At 69.4% G+C, this 15,887-nt stretch carries 16 protein-coding genes and 1 tRNA gene; 15 read left to right on the top strand and 2 right to left on the bottom strand.

All coding sequences use genetic code 11. From position 1 onward, the window contains the following. Positions 1 to 83: 83 nt before the first annotated feature. Complete coding sequence (locus ACEVFP_RS15770) at positions 84 to 743, bottom strand: hypothetical protein (protein ID WP_375000393.1); 660 nt, start codon at positions 741 to 743, stop codon at positions 84 to 86. Between the two features lie 153 nt (positions 744 to 896). Here ACEVFP_RS15770 and ACEVFP_RS15765 point away from each other — a divergent pair, with 153 nt between their 5' ends. Beyond that, positions 897 to 1,319: a pyridoxamine 5'-phosphate oxidase family protein gene (locus ACEVFP_RS15765; protein ID WP_375000392.1), complete on the top strand. Its 423-nt coding sequence runs from the start codon at positions 897 to 899 to the stop codon at positions 1,317 to 1,319. Between the two features lie 9 nt (positions 1,320 to 1,328). On the opposite strand, the gene ACEVFP_RS15760 is transcribed toward ACEVFP_RS15765, so the two are convergent. Continuing rightward, a complete protein-coding gene (locus ACEVFP_RS15760) occupies positions 1,329 to 1,814 on the bottom strand; it encodes a MarR family winged helix-turn-helix transcriptional regulator (protein ID WP_375000391.1) in 486 nt (161 codons plus the stop codon). Between the two features lie 105 nt (positions 1,815 to 1,919). Here ACEVFP_RS15760 and ACEVFP_RS15755 point away from each other — a divergent pair, with 105 nt between their 5' ends. From ACEVFP_RS15755 to ACEVFP_RS15690, 14 genes are all read left to right on the top strand, one after another. After that, positions 1,920 to 3,257, top strand: coding sequence for an amidase family protein (locus ACEVFP_RS15755; RefSeq protein WP_375000390.1), 1,338 nt, complete (start codon positions 1,920 to 1,922; stop codon positions 3,255 to 3,257). Then, on the top strand, positions 3,254 to 4,057 hold the full coding sequence (locus tag ACEVFP_RS15750) for a methyltransferase domain-containing protein (RefSeq protein WP_375000389.1): 804 nt from the start codon (positions 3,254 to 3,256) through the stop codon (positions 4,055 to 4,057). The genes ACEVFP_RS15755 and ACEVFP_RS15750 overlap by 4 nt, the downstream gene beginning before the upstream one ends. 113 nt (positions 4,058 to 4,170) lie before the next feature. Then, entirely contained in the window at positions 4,171 to 4,623 is a 453-nt protein-coding gene (locus ACEVFP_RS15745; protein ID WP_375000388.1) for a hypothetical protein, read from the top strand. 28 nt (positions 4,624 to 4,651) lie between these two features. Further along, positions 4,652 to 4,733: transfer RNA gene (locus tag ACEVFP_RS15740), tRNA-Gln, on the top strand. A 373-nt stretch (positions 4,734 to 5,106) separates the two neighbouring features. Further along, on the top strand, positions 5,107 to 5,778 hold the full coding sequence (locus ACEVFP_RS15735) for a GntR family transcriptional regulator (protein ID WP_375000387.1): 672 nt from the start codon (positions 5,107 to 5,109) through the stop codon (positions 5,776 to 5,778). Further along, positions 5,775 to 7,040, top strand: a complete 1,266-nt coding sequence (locus ACEVFP_RS15730) for a CaiB/BaiF CoA transferase family protein (protein WP_375000386.1) — start codon at positions 5,775 to 5,777, stop codon at positions 7,038 to 7,040. The genes ACEVFP_RS15735 and ACEVFP_RS15730 overlap by 4 nt, the downstream gene beginning before the upstream one ends. Beyond that, entirely contained in the window at positions 7,030 to 7,977 is a 948-nt protein-coding gene (locus tag ACEVFP_RS15725) for an HpcH/HpaI aldolase/citrate lyase family protein (protein ID WP_375000385.1), read from the top strand. The genes ACEVFP_RS15730 and ACEVFP_RS15725 overlap by 11 nt, the downstream gene beginning before the upstream one ends. Then, positions 7,977 to 9,479 carry an aldehyde dehydrogenase gene (locus ACEVFP_RS15720; RefSeq protein WP_375000384.1) on the top strand — a complete coding sequence of 501 codons (1,503 nt, stop codon included), beginning with the start codon at positions 7,977 to 7,979 and terminating at the stop codon, positions 9,477 to 9,479. Before ACEVFP_RS15725 ends, ACEVFP_RS15720 begins: the two co-directional genes overlap by 1 nt. A 94-nt stretch (positions 9,480 to 9,573) precedes the next feature. Beyond that, positions 9,574 to 10,596, top strand: coding sequence for a TRAP transporter substrate-binding protein (locus ACEVFP_RS15715; RefSeq protein WP_375000383.1), 1,023 nt, complete (start codon positions 9,574 to 9,576; stop codon positions 10,594 to 10,596). After that, entirely contained in the window at positions 10,593 to 11,186 is a 594-nt protein-coding gene (locus tag ACEVFP_RS15710; protein ID WP_375000382.1) for a TRAP transporter small permease, read from the top strand. The genes ACEVFP_RS15715 and ACEVFP_RS15710 overlap by 4 nt, the downstream gene beginning before the upstream one ends. A gap of 2 nt (positions 11,187 to 11,188) precedes the next feature. Further along, entirely contained in the window at positions 11,189 to 12,508 is a 1,320-nt protein-coding gene (locus tag ACEVFP_RS15705; RefSeq protein WP_375000381.1) for a TRAP transporter large permease, read from the top strand. Positions 12,509 to 12,519: 11 nt separating this feature from the next. Continuing rightward, a complete protein-coding gene (locus ACEVFP_RS15700) occupies positions 12,520 to 13,632 on the top strand; it encodes a zinc-binding dehydrogenase (RefSeq protein WP_375000380.1) in 1,113 nt (370 codons plus the stop codon). Between the two features lie 70 nt (positions 13,633 to 13,702). Next, positions 13,703 to 14,695 (top strand): 2-hydroxyacid dehydrogenase, encoded by a 993-nt coding sequence (locus ACEVFP_RS15695; protein WP_375000379.1) that lies wholly within the window; start codon positions 13,703 to 13,705, stop codon positions 14,693 to 14,695. Further along, positions 14,685 to 15,830 carry a glycerate kinase gene (locus tag ACEVFP_RS15690; RefSeq protein ID WP_375000378.1) on the top strand — a complete coding sequence of 382 codons (1,146 nt, stop codon included), beginning with the start codon at positions 14,685 to 14,687 and terminating at the stop codon, positions 15,828 to 15,830. Before ACEVFP_RS15695 ends, ACEVFP_RS15690 begins: the two co-directional genes overlap by 11 nt. Positions 15,831 to 15,887: the final 57 nt, after the last annotated feature.

The following is a 15,887-nucleotide window of genomic DNA, read 5'->3' as shown; positions in this document are numbered from 1 at the left end:
GCTACAACGAGCTTGAGGGACCCGGGCGGCAGCACAGCGACGCACTGACCGCTGCGGGGCGGGCCGCAGGTGTGCCGGTACCCCTAGTCACGCGCGGCGGTGATCAGGCTCTCTGCCATGCTCGCAGCAGCCTCCTGCGCGGCGGCAGTGTCGACGTCCTCCCCCTCGGGCGGGTAGACCGTCGCCACCGTCACCAGGTCGTTGGCGCGGGCCACCAAGGTGCCGCCATGGGAGGCGACGACGGCCTCGGCCACGTCCCACTCCCCGTCGACCTGCTCGATCTGGGCAGAGACCGCCTCGCCGTCGGGGAGCTCGGAGTCGCGGAGCCTCTGATAGGTCGTCTCGGCCTGCTCGGTGCTGTCATGACTCATCGAGCGGACGGAGTGCAGGCCGGAGTCCAGCGACTCCACGGTGCAGTAGAGCTCCTGCTCGGCGACCATGGTGCCCTCCAGGGGGTCCACGGCGCCCGGTGCGTCGTAGAGGTCGTCGACCGCGCTGAGCTCGATCTGGTCGCAGAGGTCGCCGTCGAGGGTGTGGGTGGCCGTGATCGGATCGGCCGGTTGGTCAGGACCGGGGGTCGCGTCCGTTGTGCTGCCTCCGACCGGTCCGTCGTCCTCGGCGTCGTCGCCTCCCAGGGCCACGACGCCCCCGACCCCGGCTGCGACCAGGACCACTGCGGTGACGGCAGCGATGAGCCAGCGCCCTCGGGCGCCCGAGGGCTGCTCCTGGGGTCCGTCCGACATCGCCTCTCCCTTCGTGGCCGGATCGACGCTCGGCGACGAGATGAGCGCCTGTTTCAGGCTAATGGGTAGCGGTCCGTGTCGACCATGAGCCTCTCGTCAGCGCGCAGGTCTTCGTTCGTGACGGACAATGGAGGAGAGCGATGAGGAGGACACATGACCGGGACGGACGACGGGGCGCTGGTGACGTTGCCTGAGGACGAGTGCTGGGAGCTGCTGGGTCTGCGGCCGGTCGGGAGGATCGCCTTCATCGACGCCGACGGTCGCCAGCAGCTGCTCCCGGTGAACTACGCCCTGCACGGTCGGTGCGTGTACGTGCGCACGGCGACAGGCACGGTGCTGGGTGCTCTTGCGGACGGTCACGACGACGTCGCCCTGCAGGCCGATCACGTGGAGGACCTCTACCAGCAGGCGTGGAGCGTCACGGCCACCGGAACGGTGCACGAGGTCACCGACCAGGACATGATCGAGCAGGTGGCCCGGAGCGGCCGCCCGAGACCCTGGGTGCCCGGCGAGCGCGACCTGCTCCTGGAGATGACCCCGCAGCGCATCGACGGACGACGCGTCCGGCAGCACTGACCGGGTCCGTCACACGTTGCGGGCCAGCTCGCGCAGCGTGTCGGCGAGGTGCTGGGCCTCCTCGGGCGCCAGTGCGGAGAGGATGGCTCGCTCCTGGGCGAGCAGCTCCTCGAGGGCAGCGTCCACGGTGCTGCGTCCCTGCTGGGTGAGACTCACCAGGACGCCTCGGCGGTCGGTGGGGTCGGCCGAGCGTTCCACGAGTCCGCGCTCGACCAGCCGGTCGACGCGGTTGGTCATGGTGCCGCTAGTGACCATGGTCTCGGCCACGAGGCGGCCGGGGGAGAGGCGGTACGGCGTGCCGGAGCGTCGCAGCGCAGACAGGACGTCGAACTCCCAGGGCTCCACGTCGTGCGCGGCGAAGGCGGCCTTGCGGGCACGATCCAGATGGTGCGAGACACGGTTGATCCGGCTCAGCACCTGCATGGGTGACAGGTCGGTGCCGGGGAGCTCGCGCTGCCACGCCTCGACGATCATGTCGACCTCGTCCGGTTCCATCCCGTCAGCGTAGTTCGTCAAGAATCTTGATGTCGAGATTGTTGTCGGTCTCACACCGCCGTGGCAGCCACCGCCATGGCCCATCGTGTGTCCTAGGCTCGCGATGTGGACGTGGACGTGGAGACGCTGGTGGGAGCCGGGCCGGTGGCTCAGGTGCAGGCCATGGACGACGGCGTCGTGACGTCGCGGCAGCTCACCATCGCGACGCTGGCTGCCGTGGAGCGGGAGGACGCGCGCCTCAATGCCGTCGTGGAGATCCTGACCGATGAGGCGTTCGACGCCGCGGCCGAGGCGGATGAGCGTCGGGCCCGCGGTGAGCGGTCTCCGCTGCTGGGCGTCCCGACGGCGATCAAGAACGACGCGGACGTCGCGGGCCACGTGACCGGCCTGGGCTCGCGCGCGATGTGGACCCCGACCCCGCACGACGGTGAGCTCGTCTCGGCCCTGCGCCGCGCGGGTGCCGTCCCGATGGCCACGACCACTCTGCCGGAGCTGGCCATCTTCGGATTCACCGAGTCACTCGCACATGGCATCACCCGCAACCCACACCACCTGGACCACACGCCGGGCGGCTCCTCGGGCGGCTCGGCCGCTCTCGTCGCCGCCGGTGCCGTCGGCGTCGCGACCGCCTCCGACGGTGCCGGGTCGGTCCGGATCCCGGCCGCGTGCTGCGGCCTGGTGGGCTTCAAGCCCACGCACGGCACCATGCCGGGTTCCGGCGGCTGGTACGGCCTGTCCACCCAGGGTGCGCTCGCGCGCAAGGTCGTCGACGCGGCTCTCTACCTGGACGCCCTCGGGACCTTCTCCACCTCGCTCGTCGAAGCCAGCGCCGAGGAGCCGTCGCCCTTGCGGATCGGCGTCACCACGAGTGCCTCCGCGGCGCTGCGGGCGGACCGGCTCGACCCGCCCGTGAAGGCCGCGCTCGCCCACGCAGCCGACCTCCTGGCCGGCCACGGCCACGAGGTGCGTCCCGTCAAGGTCCCCTACGGGCGGGACGCCAAGGCCCTCACGGTGCGTTATCTCGCCGGCATCCGCGCCAAGGGGGAGCTGGTCGAGGACCCGACGCTGCTGGAGTCGCGCACCCGCCGCATCATGCGTCTGGGCCGTCCGTTCGGCCCGCGCAGCATCGAGCGGGCGCGCGCCGCCGGTGAGCGCTGGGGTGATCGGGTGCTCGACGACCTGGGGGTCGACGTCCTGCTGTCACCGGTCATGAGCTCGGCGGCGCTGGAGGTCGGCTCGTTCTCGCGACGCGGCGGACTGCGGACGCTGCTGTCGATGAATGCCTTCTACCCGTACACGGCGCAGTGGAACCACGCTGGTCTGCCGGCCGTCTCGATGCCGATGGGGGCGGACGGGCCCCTCCCGCTGGCCGTGCAGCTCGTCGGTCGGCGGCACGATGACGCCACGCTCATCTCTCTTGCGGCGCAGCTGGAGCAGGAATGACCGAGCATCGGGCCATGCGGGGCCCGGCTCCGCGGTGGGACCCGTCGCTCTACCTGCGCCACGGTGCCGAACGTTCCAGGCCGTTCCTGGACCTGGTGGGCCGTATCGCCGGGGACGCGCGGACCGTGGTCGATCTCGGCTGCGGGCCGGGGCACCTGTCCGCCGTGCTCCGCGAGCGTTGGCCGCAGGCCCATGTGCACGGCATCGACTCCTCGGCGGAGATGATCGGGCGGGCCCAGCAGCAGAACACCGACCCGAGCGTCACCTTTGAACAGGCTGATGTCTCACGGTGGTATCCGGACCCACCGGTCGACGTCATGGTGTCCAACGCCCTGTTCCAGTGGGTTCGGCAGGCGCAGGCCGTGGTGACCAGGCTCGCCGAGCACGTCGTCGGGGGAGGGACGTTCGCGTTGCAGGTGCCCCACAACTTCGAGGCCCCGAGCCACGTGCTCCTGCACGAGATCGCCTCGCGGCCGCCCTATGCCGAGCACACCGAGGGCTTGCACGAGGCGCGCGGCTCTGACGCCGGTTCGTGGTTGGAGCTGTTCGCCGGGCTCGGGTGGCGCGTCGATGCCTGGACCACCACCTATCAGCACGTCCTGCCCGGTGACGATCCAGTGTTCTCGTGGATCTCCGGTACCGGCGCCCGGCCGATCCTGCAAGCACTTCCGGACGGGCTGCGCGCGAGGTTCGAGCGGGAGTACCGGGCGGCACTGCGCACCGCCTACCCTCGGCGGCCGTGGGGGACGGTGTTGCCGTTCGAGCGGGTCTTCGTCGTCGCCCAGCGGCCGCAGGCATGACGCAGCGGCCGCAGGCATGACAGGTGTCATGCCTGGCTGATGACACCTTCCACTGGATCGCCGGCCGTGGGGCCTTCAGGCTGAGGTGTATGACCCCGCCGGTGGGAGGTTCCATGTCCTCGATCGTGATCGTCACCCGATTCATGGCGGCCGAGCCGCGCTACGTCGCGCGGCTGCTGAGGGCCAGTCTTCGGTGCGCCCTGCAGGCCCGCTCGTCCGCGGGGATCCGCCGCGTCCATCTCTATGCGGAGTCCGCGAGCGTGTACTGGACGCTCACCGAGTGGGAGCACGGCCGCGACGCCGTGGCTTTCCGTGACTCCGGGGCCCATGCGGACGTGATGGGCGAGCTGGCCGAGTGGGCGAGCGAGGCGGCCTTCGTGCACTGGCAGCACCACGGTCAGGCGCCACCGCGCCTCATTGACGTGGCGCAGCACGCCGATCGGGCCGTGTTCTCGGCGGTCGACCGCCCGACGCCGGCGCATGCGGCGGGGGAGCTCGGCCTGCCTCGGCGGGCACGGCTGCGCCTGGCCGTCCCGCTCGTCGGGAGGAGCGAGGTCGCTGCCTGATCAGTGGGCCGGGTAGCCTGACGTGCGATCCCCGGTTGGTCTGTCGGCAGGGCCCGCCTGACTTTGAATCAGGACTAGCGACGTAGGTTCGACTCCTACCCGGGGAGCCACGGTCCGCGGAACCACGGTGATCTCTCACGATCCCGGGACGGCCCGGACCCACCCCTCGTGGGTCCGGGCTCGCTCCTGGCGTCGAGCCGTTGCCCCGCGTCCTGGATCGGTGGCCCGCTCTCACAGCGGCGAGCGCGATGACGTGACGAGCACCGGCAGAGCATCCGGACCGCGTGTGACCGCGCCGACGCCCTGGTCTGTGTGAATGCTCCGGCCCCAAGGCGGAGCCGGGCTTCGATCGCCTGCTCGGCTCGGGTCGCCCAGGCGCCGTCCGTGAATGACGGCTGGCGGTGCTGCGTCAGCCCGGTCACACACTCTCTGGACATTGTTCTCGGAAAACGGTATACATAATCTCATGTGGAACAGGTCACTATGAACTCAATCAAGCCGCAACCCCTCGGTGTGCTCATTGCGGACGCCCTGCGCCGCGACATCGTGAACGGGAGACTCCGGGGAGGTCAGGAGTTGCGTCAGGAGGAGGTCGCCAGCCGGTTCGGCACCTCACGCCTACCGGTGCGTGATGCCATCCAGATGCTGGAGCGTGACGGGCTGGTGGTCGTCCAGTCGAACCGTCGCGTGGTCGTGGCACAGTTCGATGAGCCGGAGGTGGCTGACCACTACCAGGTCCGTGCCCTCATCGAGGGTGAGACGGCAGCCGGCTGTGCGCAGCGTGGCATCGACGTCGGCCCGCTCGAGGAGGTGTACACGGCACTCGAGGGCATCGCGTCGGGTGAGGAGCGTTCCGAGCACGTCGGGCTGAGCCGACAGTTCCACGCCCTCATCTGGGCCGAGTGTGGCAGCCCATGGCTGGAGCGGCTTGCCCACACCATGTGGCAGGGCATAGCGCCGTACACCCCCGACGTCGTGCCCGACCAGCCGACGCTGGCGGCTGCCGAGCACCGGCAGATCATCGAGGCCATCGGTGCTGGCGACCCCGAGCTTGCCCGGCAGGCCATGCGCAACCACATCCTGCGTTCCTGCGACTCCCTCCTGCGCTACCGCGAGGAGCACACGTTGCGCTCGACCACGGGGGAGGTGTCGTGAACACGTTCGACAGCGAGCAGGCAGAACGGCTCAGCCCTCCGTTGTCCGGACTGCGGGTCCTGGATCTCTCCACCATGATCGCGGCGCCCACCACTGCCGTGATGCTCGCCGACTACGGGGCCGATGTCGTCAAGGTCGAGAACCCTGCAGGCGGGGACCATCTGCGTCACTTCGGTCCCCAAAAGGGTGACGAGGGCCTCTACTGGAAGGCGCTGTCACGAGGGAAGCGGAGCGTGGCCCTCGATCTTCGGGCCACACATGTCCAGGACCTCGTCCGTGAATGGATCGGGACCTTCGACGTGGTGATCGAGAACTTCCGACCGGGCACCCTCGAGCAGTGGAACCTGGCGCCCTCGGACCTGCTCGCCCGCCACCCGCGGCTGGTCGTCCTGCGGGTGACCGCGTACGGACAGGACGGGCCCTACCGAGATCGCCCTGGGTTCGGCACCCTGGCCGAGGCCATGTCGGGGATCGGCGCTGTCTCCGGATGGCAGGACAGGCCACCACTGCTGCCGGCCTACCCACTGGCCGACATCATGGCCGGCCAGCTGGGGAGCGCGGCCGTGCTCGCCGCCCTGCGCGCGCGGGACCACAGCGGCTCCGGTGACGTCATCGACCTGGCGATCTACGAGGCCGTGTTGAAGCTCCTCGAGGTGAACGTGCTGGAGTACGACCAGCTCGGCACGGAGCAACAGCGTCGCGGCAACGTGTACGGCCCGGCCGCTCCACGCGGGAGCTACCTGTGCTCTGACGGTGAGTGGCTGGCTCTGTCCGGCAGCGCGCAGAGCGTCGCGATCCGGATCCTGCGAGCCGTCGGCGGTGATGAGCTCGCGGAGGATCCCCGCTTCCTCACCAACGCCGACCGCACCGCACACGTCGCAGAGCTCGACGAGGTGATCAGCCAATGGTGCAGTCGGCGGACCCGCGACGAAGCCATCGCGGAACTGACCGAGGCAGGGGGCGCCGTCGGCCCCCTCGAGACGGTGGCCACCATGCTCGACAACCCGCAGGTACGGGCTCGAGACTCGATCGCCGTCGCCGCGGATCCCACTCTCGGTCCGGTACGCATGACCAACGTCTACCCGCGCTTCAGCCGGCACCACTGCGAGGTTCCGGACCCAGGTCCGTCGGTGATCGGAGCGGACACCGCCGAGCTGATCTCGTCGGACCTGGGACGTGAGCCCGAGGTGATCGAGAGCATGCTGGCCGGCGAGGCAGCAGTCTCACCGGCGTCCTTTCAGGAGCACATCGATGACGCCTGAACTTCGCGATGGCCGGCGGTCGGCGCATGCCGCGCACCTCTTCGTGCCCGCGACACGGACCGACCTCCCGGCGAAGGCTGCCGGGGGAGCGGCGTCAGCGGTCATTCTCGATCTGGAGGACAGCGTCCCGGCAGCCGAGAAGCTCGCTGCCCGTGACCTGCTGCCCGCCGCTGCCAACACGCTTCGCGAGGGCGGCAAGAGCGTGCTCGTCCGGGTCAACAACACCAGCAGCCTGCTCGAGGGCGACGTCCACGCCGCGCTGGAGGCCGGCGTCGAGGCACTGGTGCTGCCCAAGGTCGAGGACCGCGAGCTACTCGCCATGGTGGATGCCTGGCTGGACGCCTGGGAGCGCGACAACGCACGAGCGGAGAACTCCGTCGAGCTCGAGCTCCAGATCGAGTCCCCGGCGGGGGTGCTGGCTGCGCCGACTCTCGCCACGGTGCTCCCACGGATCGCATCGATGATGCTCGGGGTCGAGGACCTGGCCACCGAGCTCGGCATCGATCCGGACGGCCCGGACACTGACCTGGCCTGGGCCCACGGCCGGGTCCTGATGGCGGCGACGGCAGCCGGCATCTGGCCCTATGGCCTGCTCGGGTCGTTCAGCAACTTCCGGGACCTGGACACCTACCGCGTCGCCGTGCGGCGCTCGCAGGCTTTCGGGTACGTGGGCGCATACTGCATCCACCCGGACCAGGCAGCGCTCGCTGCCGAGGGCTTCCTGCCCTCCGCCGCCGAGCTCGAGCACGCTCGGCGTGTGGTGGAGGCCTATTCCCAGGCAGAGAGCCAAGGCCAGTCCGCGACATCGCTCGACGGCGCCATGATCGACCGACCGATCGCTGTCCGCTCTGAGCGGCTCCTCGCTCGGGCCGCACAGAGCCAGGCCGCGCCGTCGACTCCTGCACCCCCCAAGAACTCCGCCCCGAAGGACTCCTGATGACCCACGCAACGACCTACCACCACGGCGACCTCCGCAACTACGTCGCAGGGCGATTCGTGGACCCCGTCTCGACCGACCGGCTCCCCATCGAGGACCCGGCCACCGGAGCAACGGTCGGATCGATCGTCGACTCCGGCGCGTCGGACGTCGACGCGGCCGTCGGCGCCGCCCGCAGCGCGTTCCTCGGTGAGTGGGGGCAGCTCAGCCCGGGGTCCCGCTCCCAGCTGCTGCTGCGCCTGGCCGATGCCATCGAGGCTGAGGCCGAGGAGCTTGCCGTCGCGGAGGTGCGCGACAACGGCAAGGTGATCCGAGAGATGCGGACCCAGCTGAAGGCCGTGCCCAAGTGGTATCGCTACTTCGCCGGGGTCGCGGACAAGATTCTGGGCGAGACCATCCCGTTGGAGCAGCCCTCGATCTTCGGCTACACCCGCCGGGAGCCGGTCGGCGTGGTCGGCTGCATCACCCCGTGGAACTCGCCCCTGTTCCTCGCCGCCTGGAAGCTCGCTCCTGCGCTCGCCGCCGGGTGCACGGTCGTGGTCAAGCCGAGCGAGCACGCATCGGTCTCCACCCTGTTGCTCAGCCGTGCGTTCGAGCGAGCGGGGTTCCCCGCGGGCGTCTTCAACGTCGTGACCGGCGCCGGCCCGACCGCAGGTCACGCGCTGGCCGAGCATCCCGACGTGCGTCGCCTCTCGTTCACCGGCAGCGGGAGTGGTGGACGGGCGGTTGCCCAGACCGCAGCGGCCAAGTTCACCCCCACGGGACTCGAGCTCGGCGGAAAGTCCGCGAACATCGTCTTCGACGATGCTCCGCTGGACGCCGCTGTCAACGGCCTCCTCGCCGGAATCTTCGCGGCCGCGGGCCAGACCTGCGTCGCCGGCTCCCGCGCACTGGTCCACCGCTCGGTCTACGACGAGGTGATGGCGCGCCTACAGGATCGGGTCTCGACGATCAGGGTGGGACACCCGATGGACGATGCCACCGAGATGGGACCGATGGCCAACCGTCCGCAGCTGGCGAAGACGGTCGACTACAGCGGCATCGCCCAGGCCGAGGGCGCCGTCCTGGTCAGCGGCGGCTCGCGAGCCACGGTCAGCGGCGGCGCAGAGGGCTTCTACTTCCAGCCGACGGTGTTCGCCGACGTCCGGCCCGACATGAGGATCGCGCGCGAGGAGGTCTTCGGTCCGATCCTCTCCGTCATCCCCTTCGACGACGACGAGGAGGCGGTGGCCATCGCCAACGACAGTGAGTTCGGCCTGGCGGCCGGTGTCTGGACCGAGCATGTCGGCCGGGCTCACCGCGTCGCTGACCAGCTCGAGGCGGGAACGGTGTGGGTCAACATGTACCGCGCGAACGCACCGGCGATGCCGTTCGGTGGCTACAAGTCCAGCGGCATCGGCCGCGAGAACGGCGTCCATGCGGTCGAGGACTACCTGGAGACCAAGGCCGTATGGGTGGAGACCCAACCCGTGGCCAGCGACCCGTTCTCGGTGAAGGCCTGAACAAGACTCCAACCCACCAAAGACGTCACGACGACGTGGCCCGCGGTCGGCTTTCTGCACAGCAATCTCGGGACAACCCTAGAAGGAGACACCAATGTTCCGTACCAATGTCCGACGCACGATGGCCGCCACCGCCGGCGTCGCCGCGATCCTGACCGTCACCGCCTGTGGCAGCGGCTCGTCGGAGTCCGGCGGCGAGCTGCGCCTCGGGCACGTCTTCGCCATCGACTCCACCCAGAACGAAGCCGCCGAGGCGTTCGCCGAACAGCTCGAGGAGCAGTCCGGGGGTGAACTCTCCGTCGACGTCTACCCTGCCAGCCAGCTGGGTGGGGATGAGACCCTCGGCCAGGATGTCTCCCGAGGCACGCTCGACATGGCGTTCCTCAATCCGGGTTCGTTGGCCACCATGGACCCGCTCCTGGACTTCCACTACCTGCCCTACATCGTCTCCGACAACGAGCAGGCCGACGAGATCTTCTTCGGCGACGGAATCATCCCTCAGACCCTCAGCGAGACCCTCGCCGAGCACAACATGGAGTCGCTGGCGTCGTTCGAGCTCGAGTTCCGAGGCGTGTCCAACAGCAAGCACGCCGTGGAGACTGTCGATGACCTGAGAGGTCTGAAGCTCCGTGTGCCTGGATCTGCTGCCATCCGGGGCTTCTTCGACAGTGCCGGTGCCCAGACCCAGGTGATGCCGATGCCCGAGCTCATCACCGGTCTGCAGCAGGACACGGTCGACGGCCAGGACAACGGAGTGCTGATCACCCACGACAACAGCCTCGACCGGAGCCAGGCCTACTACACCCTGACGCAGCACGTGTACGCGATCGGCTCGATCGTCATCAGCGAGGAAACCCTGCAAGGGCTCACGGACGATCAGCAGGAGCTGGTCCGGACCGTGGCCGAGCAGGTCGCCGCCGAGCAGGTCGAGGCCAACCGTGTCCTCGTCGAGGAGTACCTCGACCGGGTCGCCGAGAACGTCGAGGTCACCGAGCTCAGCGAGGAGCAGCTCGCCGAGTTCCGCGACTTCGGACTGTCGTTGTGGGACGACTTCGCCGGCACCTACGGTCAGGATCGCGTCGACGCCCTGCGCGCCGAGGTGGAGGCCCTCGGATGAATGGGCCCACAGCCCCGTCCGACGAGGCCGCCGGGGCCAGCGCGTCTGCCGATGGGGTCCTGGCCCGACTGGCCCGGGCCGAAGGGCTCCTGGCCCGCCTCGAGGCCCGGTTCGTCCAGCTGCTGATGATGCTGCTGCTGGTCGTCGGCGTCCTCCAGGTGGCGATCCGCATGGCAGGTCAGCGCAGCGCCGGCACCGACGAGATCACCACGATGACCATGATCACCCTGATCTTCGTGGGGTGCGGGATCATCACCTACACCGCGGAGTACATCGCGATCGAGGTGCTGGACTTCGTGCGGCACGAGGTGGCACGCACCGTGTTCAGGCTGGCCGGGATGCTCGCCACCGGCGTCTTCGCGGTCATCTTCGGGTACTACTCCTGGGACCTGATGTCGCGGATCGGCTGGCAGGAGAAGACGCTCCAGCTGGGGCTGCCGATCGCCGCGACCGCGGCCGTGATGGTGGTCGGCGCGGCCCTGATGCTGCTCCACACGGTGGGCAACGCGCTGCGCGTCGTCTTCGGGGAGGACCGCTATCGCGACTCACGTCGGGCGGCGCTTCTCACTGACGAGGGTGCGGTGGCCTGACCATGCCGGTCATCGCTGGAGCGATCCTGCTCCTCCTCATCCTGGCGACCCCGATCGGCGTGGCCTTCGCCCTGCCGACGATCCTCGGTGCCGAGTCGCTCGGGATGCCGGCGAACACGTTCGCGGCCAGCGTGCCCAACGAGACTGCGCAGTCCTTTGCGTTGGTCGCGATCCCCTACTTCCTGCTCGCCGGTCAGGCCATGCAGCGCGGCGGCCTGATGGAGCGTCTGATCACGCTCGCGCACAGTGTGCTCGGCTGGCTCCGCGGCGCGCTGGGGTACGTCACGATCGCCGCGAGCGCGATGCTCGGCGCCATCACCGGGTCCTCGGTCGCGACGGTGGCGACGATGGGCGCCACCGTCGGCCGAAGCATGGTCAGCACGGGTTACGCCCGCCCCTACGTCGCCTCACTCACGGCCGCCTGCGGACTGCTCGGCGCGCTGATCCCGCCGTCCATCCCCCTGGTGGTCTACTCTTCGGCCTCGGGCGTCGCGGTGAGCGATCTCTTCATCGCGACGATCGTGCCGGGGTTGCTGATGACCGGGGTGTTCATGGTGGTGCATCGGCTCCTCATCCCTCGGCTCAAGGCATCCGGCGACGGTCTGGGCGGGGCGCAGCCGGCAGCACCCGGAGGCACCGGGGCAGCGGCCCACGTGGACGTCAAGCAGGCACGGACGGCGTTCGGTCCGGCATTGGTCAAGGCGATGCCAGCCCTGCTGATGCCGGTGATCCTGCTCGGCGGGATCTACTCCGGGGTGATGACTCCGACCGAGTCCGCGGCCGTCGCCGGCCTCTACGGACTGACGGCAGCCCTCGTGCTGCGGACGCTGCGCTGGCGCGCCCTGCCTCACATCTTCTACGCGGCGGCGCTGCCGACGATCGCCATCTTGAGCATCATCGTGTTCACCAGCGTCTTCAGCCGCGCGATCACCCTGGAGCGCATTCCCCAGGGGATCACGGACTGGGCCCTCGGGATCACCGACAACCCGTTGGTGTTCCTGCTCATGATCAATCTTGTCCTGCTGCTCGTCGGCATGTTCATGGAGACCAATGCGGCTGTGCTCCTGATGGCGCCGCTGCTGGTGCCCGCAGCCATGGCCTACGACGTCGACCCGGTCCACTTCGGGATCATCCTCGTCACCAACATCGAGCTGGGACTGATCACGCCGCCGCTGGCCGCCAACCTGTTCGTCGCGAGCAAGACGATCGGCGCCCCGATCATGTCGATGCTGCGGTGGATCGCCCCCTTCTTCGTGGCCGCTGCCTGCGTGCAGCTGGCCATCACGTACCTGCCGGTCCTCACGACCTGGCACCAGAGCTGAAAGGTCGCCGTATGTCCCCCGCCACCATCCCCGCCACCTCACGAGCCGTCGTCGTCGAGGCCTTCGGATCTCCCGTCCAGGTCAAGGACGTCCCGATCCCCGACGCTCTCGAACCCGGCGCCCTCCTGGTCCGTGTCGAGGCCTGCTCGGTGTGCGGCACCGATCTGCACCTGTGGCAGGGAGAACTGTCCCTGGGCGTCGACCTGCCGGTGATCCTCGGTCACGAGATGGTCGGCAGGATCGTCCAGGTGGGTGCAGGTGCCGAGCGTGACTCCCTCAACCAGGAGCTCAGTGTTGGTGACCGGATCATCTGGACCCACACCGCGTGCGGGTCGTGCAAGTTCTGTCTGCTGGGCCAGGTCACCCTGTGCGTCAACCGGCTGGGCTACATGTTCCAGACCTGCGCGGAGCCTCCGTACCTGCTCGGCGGTTTCTCCGAGTATGTCTACGTGCTGCCTGACTCCGGTCGCGTCCGGGTCCCTGATCAGGTGTCAAGCGACCTGGCGAGCATCGCCAGCTGTGCACTGCGCTCGGTGATGAAGGCCTTCCGCGAGGTCGGCAGCCTCTCCTCCTCCGAGCACGTCCTGATCCAGGGCAGCGGCCCCCTCGGGCTGCTGGCCACTGCGGTCAGCGTCGCGGCCGGAGTGCGGTCGGTGACCGTCATCGGTGGACCGAGCGATCGGCTGGAGCTGGCCAAGCGTTTCGGGGCGACCAACGTCCTCGACGTCACCGCGACGTCGACTGCCGAACGCGCCGAGCGCATCGCCGGCTGGACCGAGGGGTACGGGCCCGACGTGACCTTCGAGTTCTCCGGCAATCCGAACGCCTTTGCCGAGGGGCTGGCGCTGACGTCCAAGGGCGGCCGGTACATGGTCGTCGGCCAGCTCGGCAAGGGTGAGGTCGCCGTCGCGCCGTCGATGATCACCGCGAAGAACCTCGCGGTGATGGGATCGTTCTCTGGCGGCGTGCGGGACTACTGGGACGCCCTGCGCTTCTTCGAGCGGTTCCAGGACGACTTCCCATTCACGGACCTGATCACCAACACCTATACGCTCGAGACGGTCAACGACGCCCTGACCTCGATGAAGGCCGAGCGTGAGATCAAGCCTCTGATCACCTTCTAGCCACATCGTTGCTGGCGGCTGTTGCCGCTGGCTGCAGTCGTTCACCATCGCCACGTCAGGAAGGTCGCCGGTGCCAGCCACGGTAGTCGTGTCCCAGTCCCTGTTCCCCGAGAGCATCGCCCTGATGCGTGAGTCCGGCCTGGACGTGGTCGTCCGGGACTCCGATGAGCCTGTCGGCGGCGAAGGGCTTGCCGCGATGGTCGCCGACGCCGACGCCCTGCTGTGCCAGCTGACCGATGCGGTCGATGAGAGCGTTCTGGCCGCCGGCCCTCGGCTGAGGGTGGTCGCGACCTGTTCGGCAGGGTTCGACCACATCGATGTCGCGGCTGCCTCACGCCACGGCGTTGCGGTGACCAACACCCCCGGGGTCCTGCACGAGGACACCGCAGACCTCACCTTCGCGCTCATCCTCGCGTCTGCCCGACGAGTGGTCGAGGGGGACGCCTTCGTGCGGGCCGGAAGGTTCAAGCGGTGGACGCTGCACCAGGAGCAGCTCGGCCTGCCGGTCCACGGTGCACGTCTCGGAATCGTCGGGATGGGCCAGATCGGTCGTGCCGTGGCCAGGCGGGCGGCCCACGGGTTCGGCATGGAGGTCTGCTACCACAGTCGCACCCGGCTGCCCGCCGACATCGAGCGGGAGCTGGGTGTCCGCCACCTGTCCTTCGAGGAGCTGCTGGGCGAGTCCGACGTCGTGTCCCTGCATGCGCCGCTGACCCCGGCGACGCACCATCTTGTCGACGACGCTGCCCTGCAGCGGATGAAGCCCACGGCAATCCTCGTGAACACCTCACGGGGCCCGTTGGTGGACGAGGCCGCGCTCGCGCGAGCCCTCGGCTCCGGGCAGATCGCCGGCGCAGGTCTCGACGTCTATGAGGACGAGCCGCGGGTGCACCCCGATCTGCTGGCACTGACCGAGCGGGTCGTGCTTCTGCCCCATCTGGGAAGCGCGACCGAGAAGACCCGACGGCAGATGGCGGAGATCGCTGCGACCAACGTGGTGGCGGCGTTGACCGGGGACGTCCCGCCGAACGTGGTCAACGCAGAGGCCGTCGATGTCGGCTGAGGCGAGGCAGCACCGGCCCACGGTGGTCCTCGCGCCCGACAAGTTCAAGGGCACCCTCACCGCCGCGCAAGCCGCCAGTGCCATGGCCGACGGCGTCCGCGACGCTCTGCCGCAGGCCGCCACGGCCTTGGTGCCGATGGCCGACGGAGGTGAAGGAACCGTGGACGCCGTCGTGCAGGCCGGAGCGTGCGAGCACGTGCTCACCGTCACCGGAGCCCTCGGGGATCCGGTGACGTCACGGTTCGCCGTGCGGGGTACGACGGCAGTCGTCGAGGCCGCCGAGGCATGTGGGCTGCAGCTGATCTCACCCAGTCCTCGGACGTCGCTCCAGGCGCACAGTCTCGGTGTCGGCCAGCTGATCGGCGCAGCACTCGATCATGGCGTCGACACGGTGGTCGTGACGCTCGGTGGTGTGTCCACCACCGACGGTGGGGCAGGTCTGCTCGCCGGCCTCGGCGCACGGCTGCTGGACGCCGACGGAACAGAGCTCCATCCTGCCGGGGCGCTCGTTGCCGGGGTCGGCGAGCTGGATCTGAGCGGTCTCCATCCGGGGTTGCGGCACGTCACCCTGGTCGCGGCCACCGACGTCGACAACCCGCTGACCGGACCGGATGGCGCCGCAGCCGTCTACGGTCCCCAGAAGGGAGCGGGACCCGATGAGGTGGCCGTCCTCGACGCTGCTCTGACCGGCTGCGCGGCCAGCCTCCGTGCTGCCACCGGCATCGACGTGGAGCGGACACCCGGAGCCGGTGCGGCCGGCGGACTCGGCGCAGCCCTGCTGGCACTCGGGGCGAGGGTCGAGTCCGGGCTGGACCTGGTGCTGGAGGCCGTGGGTCTGGACGATCACCTCCGCGACGCCGCCCTCGTCGTGACCGGCGAGGGCAGACTGGACGCCCAGAGCCTCCGTGGGAAGGTCCCGGTGGGTGTGAGCCGTCTGGCCCGTTCCCGTCACCTCCCCGTCCTTGCCGTCGCTGGTGTCGTGGACGGGCTCTCCCCGGAGGAGCTCGGAGCCGAGTTCGACGGAGTGTGGTCCATGAGCACCGAGGTCGGCTCCGCCCGCGCCATGGCGGACCCGGACGGCACGTTGCGTGAGGTGACTGCCGCGGCGGTCCGGACATGGTCCGAAGGCGCGTAGGCCGTGTCTGTTGACTGTGGATGCGGTGGTGGGTGATCAGCGCTGACGTGGTGCCCA

The organism is Aeromicrobium sp. CTD01-1L150 (genome assembly GCF_041951745.1).
Taxonomy (GTDB): Bacteria; Actinomycetota; Actinomycetes; order Propionibacteriales; family Nocardioidaceae; genus Aeromicrobium.
This window is presented reverse-complemented; position numbering and strand designations above follow the sequence as displayed.

Bases quoted from the DNA above. Each gene is read 5' to 3' on its own strand.
- ACEVFP_RS15725 (WP_375000385.1), top strand. From the start codon at position 7,030: ATGACGCCTGAACTTCGCGATGGCCGGCGGTCGGCGCATGCCGCGCAC.
- ACEVFP_RS15720 (WP_375000384.1), top strand. From the start codon at position 7,977: ATGACCCACGCAACGACCTACCACCACGGCGACCTCCGCAACTACGTC.
- ACEVFP_RS15700 (WP_375000380.1), top strand. From the start codon at position 12,520: ATGTCCCCCGCCACCATCCCCGCCACCTCACGAGCCGTCGTCGTCGAG.
- ACEVFP_RS15745 (WP_375000388.1), top strand. From the start codon at position 4,171: ATGTCCTCGATCGTGATCGTCACCCGATTCATGGCGGCCGAGCCGCGC.
- ACEVFP_RS15715 (WP_375000383.1), top strand. From the start codon at position 9,574: ATGTTCCGTACCAATGTCCGACGCACGATGGCCGCCACCGCCGGCGTC.
- ACEVFP_RS15760 (WP_375000391.1), bottom strand. From the start codon at position 1,814: ATGGAACCGGACGAGGTCGACATGATCGTCGAGGCGTGGCAGCGCGAG.
- ACEVFP_RS15770 (WP_375000393.1), bottom strand. From the start codon at position 743: ATGTCGGACGGACCCCAGGAGCAGCCCTCGGGCGCCCGAGGGCGCTGG.
- ACEVFP_RS15710 (WP_375000382.1), top strand. From the start codon at position 10,593: ATGAATGGGCCCACAGCCCCGTCCGACGAGGCCGCCGGGGCCAGCGCG.
- ACEVFP_RS15765 (WP_375000392.1), top strand. From the start codon at position 897: ATGACCGGGACGGACGACGGGGCGCTGGTGACGTTGCCTGAGGACGAG.
- ACEVFP_RS15690 (WP_375000378.1), top strand. From the start codon at position 14,685: ATGTCGGCTGAGGCGAGGCAGCACCGGCCCACGGTGGTCCTCGCGCCC.
- ACEVFP_RS15705 (WP_375000381.1), top strand. From the start codon at position 11,189: ATGCCGGTCATCGCTGGAGCGATCCTGCTCCTCCTCATCCTGGCGACC.
- ACEVFP_RS15735 (WP_375000387.1), top strand. From the start codon at position 5,107: ATGAACTCAATCAAGCCGCAACCCCTCGGTGTGCTCATTGCGGACGCC.
- ACEVFP_RS15750 (WP_375000389.1), top strand. From the start codon at position 3,254: ATGACCGAGCATCGGGCCATGCGGGGCCCGGCTCCGCGGTGGGACCCG.